A 12,838-nucleotide genomic window follows, 5' to 3' on the forward strand; every position below is an offset into this window, starting at 1 on the left:
ACTCAGCGGGATGAACCCGGTTTCTGCGGCGTGTTCGGCGTGCCCTGTGCATTGCGGCGGCGTACGGTCGGCTTGCCCGCGCGCGACTGCGCGGCAGCGGCCGGCGCTTTTGGCTTCACGGCGGCGGCCGATGCGGCACGCATGGCCTGAGCCGTGTCGGTCGCTGCGTCGTCGGTGCCGAGATAAGCAGCGGAGCCCGCAGGCGCCGTGTCCGGACGCCACACCTGGCCGATTGCCAGCGACTTCAGCTTCTTCTTGCCGCCGTACCAAAGGTTGACGATGCCGCGCGAGAAGAACACTGCCGAAAACATCGACGTCAGAATGCCGATACAGTGCACGATCGCGAAACCGCGCACGGGGCCTGAGCCGAATGCGAGCAGCGCGATACCAGCGATCAGCGTGGTGACGTTCGAGTCGAGAATCGTCGCCCATGCATGCGCGTAGCCGTTCTGGATGGCCAGTTGCGGCGGCGCGCCGTTGCGCAGTTCTTCACGCACGCGTTCGTTGATCAGCACGTTGGCGTCGATCGCCATACCGAGCGCGAGCGCGATTGCGGCGATGCCGGGCAACGTGAGCGTGGCCTGCAGCATCGACAGCACCGCGATCAGCAGCAACAGGTTCACGGACAGGCCGATCATCGAGATCACGCCGAACAGCATGTAGTACGCAATCATGAAGACGGCGATCGCCGCGAAGCCCCACACGACCGAGTGGAAGCCCTTCTTGATGTTGTCGGCGCCAAGGCTCGGGCCGATCGTGCGTTCCTCGATGATGTCCATCGGCGCGGCCAGCGAACCGGCGCGCAGCAGCAGCGCGAGGTCGGCGGCGCCTTGCGGCGTGGCCTGGCCGGTGATCTGGAAGCGATCGCCGAGTTCCGACTGGATGGTCGCGACCGTCAGCACTTCGCCCTTGCCTTTTTCGAACAGCACCATTGCCATCGGCTTGCCGATGTTGTCGCGCGACACGCTGCGCACCGCGCGGCCGCCGGCCGAGTCGAGGCGAATGTTGACGGACGGACGCTGATGTTCGTCGAAGCCCGCCGACGCGTCGATAATGCGGTCGCCGGTGAAAATGATCTGCTTCTTGAGCAGCACCGGCGTCTGGTTGCCGTGCGTGAACAGCTCGTCGCCCGGGGGCACCGGGTCGGACGGATTCGGATGCGTGTTGACCGGATCGGCGAGGCGCGCTTCGAGCGTTGCCGTGCGGCCGATGATGTCCTTCGCCTTCGCCGTGTCCTGCACGCCCGGCAGTTCGACCACGATGCGGTCGGCGCCCTGTTGCTGGATCACCGGCTCGGCCACGCCGAGTTCGTTCACGCGGTTATGCAACGTGGTGATGTTCTGCTTGAGCGCGGCGTCCTGCACGGCTCTTTGCACAGCCGGCGTGAAGGTGCCGACGAGCTGCACGGAGCCGTCAGTGCTGTTCTGCGACGTCCACTGGAGCTCGCTAATACTGCGGCTCAGTTGCTTCGCTGCGTTGTCCGCCGTGGCCTGGTCGGCGAAATTGATCACCACCGTCTGGTTGACGCGGTTCACGCCGCCGTCGCGAATGTTGTTGTCGCGCAGGAGCGTGCGCGCGTCGGACGCGTCGGAGTCGAGCTTCTTGTTCAGCGCGCCCGCCATGTCGACCTGCAGCAGGAAGTGCACACCGCCGCGCAAGTCGAGACCGAGGTACATGGGCAGCGCGTGCAATGCGGTCAGCCAGCGCGGCGACGCACTTTGCAGGTTGAGCGCCACGATGAACTGCGGGTCGGTGGGATCACTGTTCAGCGACTTCTGCAGCAGGTCTTTCACGCGCAATTGCGTGTCGGTGTCGGGCAGGCGCACGCGAATGTTTGCGTTGGCCGACGTGTTGTCGAACGTGACGTCGTCTGCTTTGATCTGATTGGCTGCGAGCGCGGCTTCGACTGCCGACAGCGTGGTCGAGTCGAGCTTGACCGTTGCCTTGCCGCTCGACACCTGCACCGCCGGCGCTTCGCCGAACAGGTTGGGCAGCGTGTACACGAGGCCGATGACGAGAGCCACCAGCATCACGGCATATTTCCAGAGGGGGTAACGATTCATGAGTAGTCCAACGGAAGGTTGGCTTGAAAGCGATGCGCCCGGCGATGAGCGCGGGCGATCCGGCGTCTGCTTGCCTGATCGCCGGCGAGGCCGCGCCGGACGCGAGAGAGCAGGCCTTTACAGCGACTTGATCGTGCCCTTCGGGAGAATCGTCGTGACCGACGCTTTTTGCACGGTGATTTCCGTGCCTTCCGAGATTTCGACGCCGACGTAAGCCTCGCCCACCTTGGTCACCTTGCCGACGATGCCGCCGTTCGTCACAACTTCGTCGCCCTTGGCCATGGCGGCGAGCATGTTGCGATGTTCTTTCTGGCGCTTCATTTGCGGGCGAATCATGATGAAGTACAGCACGCCGAACATCAGGATCAGCGGCAGGAAGCTCATCAAGTTCGATTCGATGCCACCTGCGGCTGTGCCTTGGGCGAAGGCATTGGAAATGAACGACACGTTGGTCTCTCCGTTATAGATCAATTCAATCAAAAAAATCAGCCGGTTATTCTACCACCGGCATTGCGCGCGTCGGCGCGGCGATTCGGCTTTGGGATCAATCGTTTAAAGCCGTTTTTCGCCGTCCGCGAAAGTAGATTGTAAGGTTTTCCGCAAGCATCTGACGGATTCTTCCGCCGAATCCGAACAACCAGGCGATCAAGGCGCCTCGTCGATGCCGCGCGCGCGGTTCTCGTGAAAGCGCTTGCGGAACGGCTCGAACATTTTTGCGTCGATGGCGTCGCGCATTTCCTGCATCAGTTCCAGGTAGTAGTGCAGGTTGTGAATCGTATTCAGTTGCGCGCCGAGAATTTCCCCCACGCGATGCAGATGATGCAGGTAGCCGCGAGTGAAATTTCGGCACGTGTAACAACCGCATTGCTCGTCGAGCGGACGCAGCGAATTCTTGTGCGTGGCGTTGCGGATCTTGATGTCGCCGAAGCGCGTGAAGAGCCAGCCGTTGCGCGCGTTGCGGGTAGGCATTACGCAATCGAACATGTCGACGCCTGCAGCCACGCCGGCCACCAGATCTTCGGGCGTGCCGACGCCCATCAGATAGTGCGGCTTGTCGGCCGGCAGCTTCGGGCCGATGTGATTCAGCACGCGCATCATGTCTTCTTTCGGCTCGCCGACCGACAAGCCGCCGATCGCGAGGCCGTGGAAGTCTTTCTCCGCGAGACCCGCGAGCGACTCGTCGCGCAGGTCCTCGAACATGCCGCCCTGAACAATACCGAAGAGCGCGTTCGGATTGCCGAGCCGCTGGAATTCGTCGATCGAGCGCTGCGCCCAGCGCATCGACATGCGCATGGAGTCGGCCGCTTCCTTGTGCGAAGTCGGCACGTTGTTCGTTGCGTAGGGCGTGCATTCGTCGAACTGCATGACGATGTCCGAGTTCAGCACCTTCTGGATCTGCATCGACACTTCCGGTGACAGGAACAGCTTGTCGCCGTTGATCGGCGACGCGAACGTGACGCCGTCTTCAGTGATTTTGCGCAGGTCGCCGAGCGAAAACACCTGGAAGCCGCCGGAGTCGGTCAGGATCGGCTTTTTCCAGCCCATGAAACCGTGCAGGCCGCCGTGCGCGCCGATCGTTTCGAGGCCCGGGCGCAGCCAGAGGTGAAACGTATTACCGAGGATGATCTGCGCATGCATTTCCTCGAGTTCGCGCGGCTGGACGGCTTTCACGGTGCCGTACGTGCCGACGGGCATGAAGATCGGCGTTTCGACGACGCCGTGATTCAGCGTGACGCGGCCGCGGCGCGCCTGGCCGTCGGTGCCGAGCAATTCGAAGTGGAGGCCGTTGGCGGGGCGCTCGGTGGTTGTCTGTTGCGAGTGGTGACCGGAGGTCATTGAGGTAACTCCATGGGCAACCGGAAAACAGTCCGGCGCAAACAATGAAACGCCGCCGAAGATGTTCGGCGGCTGAGGAAACTGCAAACTCGTGGACGGCGCGTCAGACGGCTCGGTCGTCGCGCCGCGTCAACAGCATCGCGTCGCCGTAACTGAAAAAGCGGTAGCGCTCCTCGATCGCATGGCGATACGCGGCACGAATCGTCTCGACGCCCGCGAATGCCGACACCAGCATCAGCAGCGTCGACTTTGGCAAATGAAAGTTCGTTACCAACCGGTCGACGACGCGAAACCGGTAGCCCGGCGTGATGAAAATGTCTGTCTCGGTGCTCGCCGCAGCAAGCGGGCGGCCGGCCGCTTCGGCGTCGCGCGCGGCGGCTTCGAGTGCGCGCATCGACGTCGTGCCCACTGCTATCACGCGGTTGCCGCGCGCCTTCGTCGCCGCGATTCTGTCGGCCAGAGACTGCGGCAAGTGATACCACTCGCTGTGCATCTTGTGCTCGGCCAGATTCTCGACGCGCACCGGCTGGAACGTACCGGCGCCGACGTGCAGCGTCAGTGTGGCTCGCTCAACGCCCGCGGTGTCGAGCCGCGCGAGCAGCGCGTCGTCGAAGTGAAGGCCCGCCGTGGGCGCCGCGACCGCGCCGGGATTTTGCGCGAACACGGTCTGATAGCGGGTTTCGTCCGTCGAGTCGGGGTCGTGCTCGATGTACGGCGGCAGCGGCAAACGCCCGAACTGCTCGATCAGCGTCAGGCAGTCGTCGGGGAAATGCAGCGTGTAGAACGGCTCGACGCGCTCGCCGACGGTCACGTCGAACGCATCGGCGAGACGAATCGTCGTGCCCTGCTGCGGGCTCTTGCTCGCGCGGATCTGCGCGAGCGCCGTGCGCTCGCCGGTGAGGCGTTCGACCAGAACTTCGATCTTTCCGCCACTGGCCTTCTGGCCGAGGAAGCGCGCCTTCAGGACTTTGGTATCGTTGAAGACCAGCAGGTCGCCGGCCGAAATGCATTCGGGCAGTTCGGCGAAGCGGCGGTCGACGAGACGCGCGGCGCCGTCGGCATGTGCCGCGTTGTCCACCTGAAGCAGGCGACTGGCGCTGCGCTCGGGTAGTGCGACTTGCGCGATCAGCTCAGGCGGCAGATCGAAATCGAAATCGGAAAGCTTGAACATGCGAACGACTGGAAGCGAATGGAGACTGAATTGAGCCGAAGGCCGGGCCGGGCGGCTATGATTGCGGGGCGCCACGGCGTGCCGCGAGCCCGCGCTTGCGCGCCAGCCAGATAGCGACGCGCCCTTCGATACTTTTGACAGCCGATATTGTACTTGCGAAGCAGCCCATGCCTTTGTCCGACCGCCGATTGCCCTCCGCTACCGATGAAGTCAGCGCCGAACCGGCAGCCCCGGTCGCGCGAGGCGGCACGGCGGCGGATGCAAGCGGGCAGGCCGACGGCGCGGCGCAACCCGGGCGGACGGCGCGCGCTGTGAAGCGAGCGGACCAGACATCCGGTGACGAGCCTGATGAAGCGTCCCGGCGAACATCGCAGCAAGCGCGTCAGCAAACACCAGACGGAATGACCGCCCCCGCACCGCAGGCTGCGGCTGGAAAAGCGAGGGCGTCGGCGAAATCGGCGGCGAAGTCATCGGCGAAATCGTCCGCCAAGCCCGCCGCCAAACCCGTCGACAAGCTCGCCAAACTCGGCCTCACGCGCGACATCGACCTGGTGCTGCATCTGCCGATGCGCTACGAAGACGAAACCTCGTTGACGCCGATCGGCCACCTGCTGCCAGGCGGCATTGCGCAGACCGAGGGCGTCGTGTTCGACAACGAGATCGCCTATCGTCCGCGTCGGCAGTTGCTCGTCAAATTGCGCGACGACGCGGGCGACGAACTCGTGCTGCGCTTTCTGAACTTCTACGGTTCGCAGGTCAAGCAGATGGCGATCGGCGCGCGGCTGCGCGTGCGCGGCGACGTGCGCGGCGGCTTCTTCGGCATGGAGATGGTGCATCCGGTGGTGCGTGTGGTCGACGAAGACACACCGCTGCCGCAAGCGCTCACGCCGGTCTACCCCAGCACAGCCGGCGTGACGCAGGCGTATTTGCGCAAGTCGATCGACAACGCGCTGTCGCGCACGTCTTTGCCGGAACTGCTGCCCGAGGCGGTCGCGCGTCAATGGTTGCAGCCGCTTGGCGTGCCCTCGCTGATGGACGCGGTGCGCACGCTGCATCATCCCGGCGCGCAATCCGATGAAACCGCGTTGATCGACGGCACGCATCCGGCATGGGTGCGCATCAAATTCGAGGAATTGCTCGCGCAGCAGATGTCGCTCAAGCGCGCGCACGAAGAGCGCCGCACGCGCTCCGCGCCGCCCATGCCGCGCCGCAAGCTGGGCGACGAATCCGCTTTGGTCGCACGTCTGCTCAAGGCGTTGCCGTTTTCGTTGACCCGCGCGCAGGAGCGCGTCGGCGGCGAGATCGCGCTTGATCTGACGCAGCCGCATCCGATGCAACGGCTCTTGCAAGGCGACGTCGGCAGTGGCAAGACAATTGTGGCCGCGCTGGCCGCGGCGCAGGCTATCGACGCCGGTTATCAGGCCGCGCTGATGGCGCCGACCGAAATCCTCGCCGAACAGCACGCACGCAAATTGCGCGGCTGGCTGGAGCCGCTCGGCGTGAACGTCGCGTGGCTCGCCGGTAGTCTGAAGGCCAAGGAGAAACGCGCCGCGATCGAAGCCGCGGCGCTCGGCACTGCCCAACTCGTGATCGGCACGCACGCGATCATTCAGGACGCCGTGGAATTCGCGCGTCTCGGGCTCGTGATCGTCGACGAACAGCACCGTTTCGGCGTCGCGCAGCGGCTCGCGTTGCGTGCAAAAGCGAAGAACGCTGCCGACGGCGCGCGCGACTTCCAGCCGCATCAACTGATGATGTCCGCCACGCCGATTCCGCGCACGCTCGCCATGACCTACTACGCGGATCTGGACGTATCGACCATCGACGAATTGCCGCCCGGGCGCACGCCGATCCTGACCAAGCTCGTGTCCGACGCGCGCCGTGAAGAAGTGATCGGCCGGGTGCGCGAGGCCGCGCTGACCGGGCGTCAGGTCTACTGGGTCTGTCCGCTGATCGAGGAAAGCGAAACGCTGCAACTGCAGACCGCGGTCGAGACGTACGAAACTCTGGTCGCGGCGCTGCCTGAACTGAACGTCGGACTCGTGCACGGCCGGCTGGCACCGGCTGAAAAAGCGGCTGTCATGGACGCCTTTACGCGCAACGAAGTGCAGTTGCTGGTCGCGACGACGGTGATCGAAGTGGGCGTCGACGTGCCTAATGCGTCGTTGATGGTGATCGAGCACGCCGAGCGCTTCGGCCTCGCACAGTTGCACCAGTTGCGCGGGCGTGTCGGACGCGGCAGCGCGGCGTCGGTGTGCGTGCTGCTGTACACCGGACCGTTGTCGATGACGGCGCGCGCGCGCTTGCAGACCATGCGCGAAACGACGGACGGCTTTGAAATCGCGCGCCGGGACCTCGAAATTCGTGGTCCGGGCGAGTTCCTCGGCGCACGGCAATCCGGCGCGGCGATGCTTCGTTTTGCCGATCTGCAGAACGATCAATGGCTGATCGAGCCCGCGCGCGAAGCGGCTGCGGCTTTGCTGGAGACGTATCCGGATGTCGTCACTCAGCATCTGGCGCGCTGGCTGGGGGCTCGCGAGCAGTATCTGAAGGCATAAACGAACGCACCGGCCGTCGGCCTTCGCCTGGTGCCGCACCCGTGGCGCGTTTCGCGGATATTGAAAGCCCGCGTACCGGGTTGGCGAACCGACCCTATGGGTGTATAACTGAAACCTATCGAATCCACTGCACTGATTGGTCCCCCAATGACGCTCACCGAATTGAAGTACATCGTTGCCGTTGCCCGCGAACGGCACTTCGGCCGGGCCGCCGAAGCGTGTTTCGTCAGCCAGCCGACCCTGTCGGTGGCCATCAAGAAGCTCGAAGACGAGCTCAACGTACAGATTTTCGAGCGCGGTACCAGTGAAGTGAGCGTCACGCCGATCGGTGAGCAGATCGTCACGCAAGCTCAGCGGGTGCTGGAACAGACGCTCGCCATCAAGGAAATCGCGAAGCAGGGCAAAGATCCGCTCGTCGGACCGCTGCGCCTCGGCGTGATCTACACGATCGGACCGTATCTGCTGCCCACGCTCGTCAAGCAGATGATCAAGCGCGTTCCGCAAATGCCGTTGATGCTGCAGGAAAACTACACGCTGAAGCTGATCGAACTGCTCAAGCAGGGCGAGATCGACGTTGCAATCATGGCGCTGCCGTTTCCCGAAACCGGACTGATGCTGCGTCCGCTCTACGACGAGCCGTTCGTCGTCGCGCTGCCGTCGGGTCACGCGTGGGAAAACCGTCAGAAGATCGACGCCGACGATCTCAAGCAGGAAACCATGCTGCTGCTCGGCAGCGGCCATTGCTTCCGCGATCATGTGCTGGGTGTTTGTCCGGAATTGATGCGTTTCTCGCAGAACGCCGACGGCATCCAGAAGACGTTCGAAGGATCGTCGCTGGAAACAATTCGCCACATGGTCGCAAGCGGCGTGGGCATCACCGTGTTGCCGCGCATGTCCGTGCACGAGGTCAAGCCGCACGCGGGCGGCATCGACTCGGGGCTTTTGTCGTATGTCCCGTTCGGCGAACCGGTGCCCGACCGCCGCGTCGTGCTCGCGTGGCGAAAGAGTTTTACACGGATGCCTGCCATCGACGCAATTTGCGACGCAATCAGCGCCTGCGACCTGCCGGGCGTCAAAAAGCTGGATTTGCCGGTCGCCGTGAACTGAACGGCGGCAAGGCGCACGGGCGCTGACGGCTTCTCGCCGCAGCCCCCGCTTCGCCTGGCTGCGGCGCGCCAATCTTCGCCGCGGTGCGCCGGGGTGCGCCTATTGGATAGATTAAATTTATAAAACACGCGTTTCCAATAGTATTGATATAGTGTTTTCCATGGATCGCAAGATCCCCAAGGCCCGGAGAACACCATGACTCAATCAGACTCGCCGCAAACTCAGACATTCGCCGCCAACGCAGCCGGCGCCAACACCGGTTTTGCCGCCGCCTTGCTCGGTATGCGCACGGTCGCGCTTTCTCTCCTCGTCGACCGCGCTCTGTCGGCCTGATTGTTCGCATAAGCCTTCGGCATTGCTTTGCCGCGCTTCTCCCCACATTCCTTTCCAACGAAAACCATCCAGGAGTTCCGCATGTCAGAACAGAAGCTCACCAATGCCGCCGGCGCGCCCGTCGCAGATAACCAGAACTCGATGACAGCCGGCGTGCGCGGCCCGGTCGTCCTGCAAGACGTATGGCTGATCGAAAAACTCGCTCACTTCGACCGCGAAGTGATTCCCGAGCGCCGCGTTCATGCAAAGGGCTCGGGCGCGTTCGGCACGCTGAAGGTGACCCACGATATTTCGCGCTACACGAAGGCCAAAGTGTTCGCCGAAGTGGGCAAGGAAACGCCGCTGTTCATGCGGTTTTCGACGGTCGCGGGCGAACGCGGCGCGGCCGATGCGGAACGCGACGTGCGCGGCTTCTCGATCAAGTTCTACACCGAAGAAGGCAACTGGGACGTGGTGGGCAACAACACGCCGGTGTTCTTCATTCGCGATCCGTTGAAGTTTCCGGACTTCATCCACACGCAAAAGCGTGACCCGTACACCAACCTGCGCAGCAACATCGCCGCGTGGGATTTCTGGACGCGCCATCCGGAGTCGATGCATCAGGTCACGATCCTGATGAGCGACCGCGGCATTCCGAAAAACTACCGTCAGATGCACGGGTTCGGTTCGCACACGTACTCGTTCATCAACGCGAACAACGAGCGTTTCTGGGTGAAGTTCCACTTCAAATCGCAGCAAGGCATTGAAAATTTCACCGATGGCGAAGCGTCGCAAGTGGTCGCGCAAGACCGTGAAAGTGCGCAGCGCGATCTGGTGGGCAACATCGACGCGGGCAACTTCCCCAAATGGCGCTTTGCGATCCAGGTGATGCCGGAGGCGGAAGCCGCAGCGTATCGCTTCAATCCGTTCGACATCACGAAGGTGTGGTCGCAGAAAGACTATCCGCTGATCGACGTTGGCATGATCGAGTTGAACCGCAACGCGGCCAACTATTTCTCGGATGTGGAGCAGGCAGCGTTCACGCCGGCCAATGTGGTGCCAGGCATCGGGTTCTCGCCGGACCGGCTGTTGCAGGGGCGTCTCTTCTCGTACGGCGACACGCAGCGCTATCGTCTCGGCATCAATCACCACCAGATTCCGGTGAATGCGTCGCGCGTGCCGAACCCGCACTCGTTCCATCGCGACGGGGCAATGCGTACGGACGGCAACCTCGGCGGCAACGTGAACTACGAGCCGAATCGCTTCGGCGACTTCGCGCAGGACACCAACGCATTGGAGCCCGCACTCGCAGCAGGTGCGGTCGACCGCTACGATCATCGCGCGGACGACGACTACTACACGCAGCCGGGCATGCTGTTTGCGCTCTTTGACGCGGCTCAACGCGAGCGGTTGTTCGGCAACATCGCGCGTCACATCAACGGCGTACCGCAAGACATCGTTGCGCGCGCGGTTGAACATTTCCGCCGCATCGATCCCGCTTATGCCGAAGGCGTGATCGCCGCGATGGCAGAACTCGCGGAAGGCGGCAAGAAGTAACAGGCAGCACGAGCGGGACGCAATGGGGTCCCGCGATGGGTGAACGGAGTGAACGGCGCTAACCGAGGAGCACGCTGATGATCGAGATGATGAAAGCCACTGCGGGCAAATCACGAACCGCTCATCGCGCGCAGTTGCACTACGCGCTGGGATTGCGCAGAGCCGTGGGTTTCGCGATTGTGACGAGCGGGCTCGCGGTTATCGCGGCGCAGGTGCTGCAGCATGCAGTGGGCGGGTAGCGGGCGATGGCAGGCAGCGACATGCAACAGCGGGCGCGTGTGGGCGCGTAGCAATGTGTGAAGGGCGGGTAGGGCGGGGCAGGGCGGGCCACCGTTGCCAGTTGCGCAACACCGCGCGCCCGCTAGTGCGCGCCGTAGTGACCACGCGTCACACGAGTCAGGCACTTTTCTACGATAAACTGTCGAGCGCCCGTTCTACCGGCTTCGTCGTCAGTCAGTCCATAGCACGCCGTTACTTTGCCACCGGTTCGTATCACTCTTCAAAGGAGTCATCATGGCCAAAAAAGAAGCTGTACAACACGTCAATATTGGAATCAGCGACAAGGACCGCAAGAAGATTGCGGAAGGTCTGTCGCGTTTGCTCGCTGACACCTATACGCTGTACCTGAAGACCCACAACTTCCACTGGAACGTGACGGGTCCGATGTTCAACACGCTGCATCTGATGTTTGAAACGCAATACAACGAACTGGCACTCGCCGTCGATTCGATCGCTGAACGGATTCGTGCGCTTGGCGTGCATGCGCCGGGCAGCTACAAGGATTTCGCGAAGCTGTCGTCCATTCCCGAAGCGGACGGCGTGCCGGCTGCAGAGGAAATGATCCGCCAGCTGGTGGAAGGTCAGGAAGCGGTGGTGCGTACCGCGCGCGCAATTTTCCCGTCGACGGAAGCCGCGAACGACGAGCCGACCGCCGACCTGCTGACGCAGCGCATGCAGACGCACGAAAAGACCGCGTGGATGTTGCGCTCGATGCTGGCCTGATTTCGCGCTGCGGCCGTTCGTTTGCCGGTCCGTCGCCGGCCGGAGCACGATCTGATTCCGGTTCCAGGAACCGGAATCGGCCGGCGGCACAGGCGAAAACGTCCAGACGCACTCAGATACAGCCGGTCAAAGCCTCCCTCGCGGGAGGCTTTGTCTTTTCCGACGCCGCTTTCGCAACCGCAGTTGCGGCATGAGCGTTCACCGCGCGGGCCGCACGACGCTGGACGCCGGCTGCATCCCGTAAAATGTCGGCACTGTTTCCGCATTCCGCCCGCTTTTACAGAGTCCGCCATGTTCGCCCGACTTCCGCTCTATCTGCGCCTTGTGCGTATGGACAAGCCTATCGGCAGTCTGCTGCTGCTGTGGCCGACGCTCAACGCGCTGTGGATCGCGTCCGACGGTCGTCCGTCGTGGCCGCTTCTCGTCATCTTCACGGTCGGTACCGTGCTGATGCGCTCGGCGGGATGTGCGATCAACGACTACGCCGATCGCGATTTCGACCGCTACGTAAAGCGCACCGAAAATCGTCCGATCACCTCAGGCAAGGTCAAAGCATGGGAAGCGGTCGCGCTCGCCGCCGGTTTGTCCTTGCTGGCTTTTCTGCTGATTCTGCCGCTCAATGCGTTGACGAAAGAGTTGTCGGTGGCCGCGCTGTTCGTTGCCGGCTCGTATCCGTTCACCAAGCGTTTCTTCGCGATTCCGCAGGCGTACCTGGGTATCGCATTCGGATTCGGCATTCCGATGGCGTTCGCCGCCGTGCAGAACCACGTGCCGATGCTCGCCTGGGTCATGCTGCTGGCGAACGTGTTCTGGTCGGTCGCTTACGACACCGAATATGCAATGGTCGATCGCGACGACGACATCAAAATCGGCATCCGTACTTCGGCGCTCACTTTTGGCCGCTTCGACGTGGCCGCGATCATGCTCTGCTATGCGGTGACGCTTGGAATCTACGTCGGCATCGGCGTGATGCTGGGTTTCGGCGTTCTGTACTGGTTAGGCTGGGTTGCTGCGGCGGGCTGCGCGGTCTATCACTACACGCTCATTCGCAACCGTGACCGGATGGCGTGCTTCGCGGCGTTCCGGCACAACAACTGGCTGGGCGGCGCGTTGTTCGTGGGCATTGCCGCGCATTATGCGGTGGCGTCGTTCTGAGTTTTGGTGCGGCCTGTCCATTGGCCGCATGTCGTTTTTCGCTGGACGCGGAGTGGGTTGAACAGACTCCGCGTCGC

General features: G+C 62.9%; 11 protein-coding genes. 7 read left to right on the plus strand and 4 right to left on the minus strand.

The features are described 5' to 3' along the window. Positions 1 to 2 precede the first annotated feature (2 nt). From secD to queA, 4 genes are all read right to left on the minus strand, one after another. Entirely contained in the window at positions 3 to 2,063 is a 2,061-nt protein-coding gene (gene secD, locus H281_RS0123995; protein WP_027804893.1) for a protein translocase subunit SecD, read from the minus strand. 117 nt (positions 2,064 to 2,180) lie between these two features. After that, entirely contained in the window at positions 2,181 to 2,510 is a 330-nt protein-coding gene (yajC, locus tag H281_RS0124000) for a preprotein translocase subunit YajC (protein WP_020069679.1), read from the minus strand. A gap of 198 nt (positions 2,511 to 2,708) precedes the next feature. Beyond that, positions 2,709 to 3,899 (minus strand): tRNA guanosine(34) transglycosylase Tgt, encoded by a 1,191-nt coding sequence (tgt, locus tag H281_RS0124005; protein ID WP_020069680.1) that lies wholly within the window; start codon positions 3,897 to 3,899, stop codon positions 2,709 to 2,711. Between the two features lie 103 nt (positions 3,900 to 4,002). Continuing rightward, positions 4,003 to 5,070 carry a tRNA preQ1(34) S-adenosylmethionine ribosyltransferase-isomerase QueA gene (queA, locus tag H281_RS0124010; RefSeq protein ID WP_020069681.1) on the minus strand — a complete coding sequence of 356 codons (1,068 nt, stop codon included), beginning with the start codon at positions 5,068 to 5,070 and terminating at the stop codon, positions 4,003 to 4,005. Between the two features lie 167 nt (positions 5,071 to 5,237). Here queA and recG point away from each other — a divergent pair, with 167 nt between their 5' ends. From recG to ubiA, 7 genes are all read left to right on the plus strand, one after another. After that, entirely contained in the window at positions 5,238 to 7,628 is a 2,391-nt protein-coding gene (gene recG / locus H281_RS0124015; RefSeq protein ID WP_020069682.1) for an ATP-dependent DNA helicase RecG, read from the plus strand. A 147-nt stretch (positions 7,629 to 7,775) separates the two neighbouring features. After that, positions 7,776 to 8,735, plus strand: a complete 960-nt coding sequence (locus tag H281_RS0124020) for a LysR substrate-binding domain-containing protein (protein WP_020069683.1) — start codon at positions 7,776 to 7,778, stop codon at positions 8,733 to 8,735. A 195-nt stretch (positions 8,736 to 8,930) separates the two neighbouring features. Then, complete coding sequence (locus H281_RS36960; RefSeq protein WP_020069684.1) at positions 8,931 to 9,068, plus strand: hypothetical protein; 138 nt, start codon at positions 8,931 to 8,933, stop codon at positions 9,066 to 9,068. 81 nt (positions 9,069 to 9,149) lie between these two features. Continuing rightward, on the plus strand, positions 9,150 to 10,604 hold the full coding sequence (locus H281_RS0124030) for a catalase (protein ID WP_020069685.1): 1,455 nt from the start codon (positions 9,150 to 9,152) through the stop codon (positions 10,602 to 10,604). Positions 10,605 to 10,681: 77 nt separating this feature from the next. Next, positions 10,682 to 10,843, plus strand: coding sequence for a hypothetical protein (locus H281_RS36965; protein ID WP_020069686.1), 162 nt, complete (start codon positions 10,682 to 10,684; stop codon positions 10,841 to 10,843). A gap of 274 nt (positions 10,844 to 11,117) precedes the next feature. Next, positions 11,118 to 11,606 (plus strand): Dps family protein, encoded by a 489-nt coding sequence (locus H281_RS0124040; protein ID WP_006047907.1) that lies wholly within the window; start codon positions 11,118 to 11,120, stop codon positions 11,604 to 11,606. A gap of 291 nt (positions 11,607 to 11,897) precedes the next feature. Then, the gene (ubiA, locus tag H281_RS0124045; protein WP_020069687.1) at positions 11,898 to 12,761 is read left to right on the plus strand and encodes a 4-hydroxybenzoate octaprenyltransferase; all 864 of its coding nucleotides are present in this window, start codon (positions 11,898 to 11,900) and stop codon (positions 12,759 to 12,761) included. The last annotated feature ends 77 nt before the right edge of the window (positions 12,762 to 12,838 follow it).

Origin of the sequence: Paraburkholderia caledonica (assembly GCF_000383275.1) — a bacterium.
GTDB lineage: Bacteria > Pseudomonadota > Gammaproteobacteria > Burkholderiales > Burkholderiaceae > Paraburkholderia > Paraburkholderia caledonica.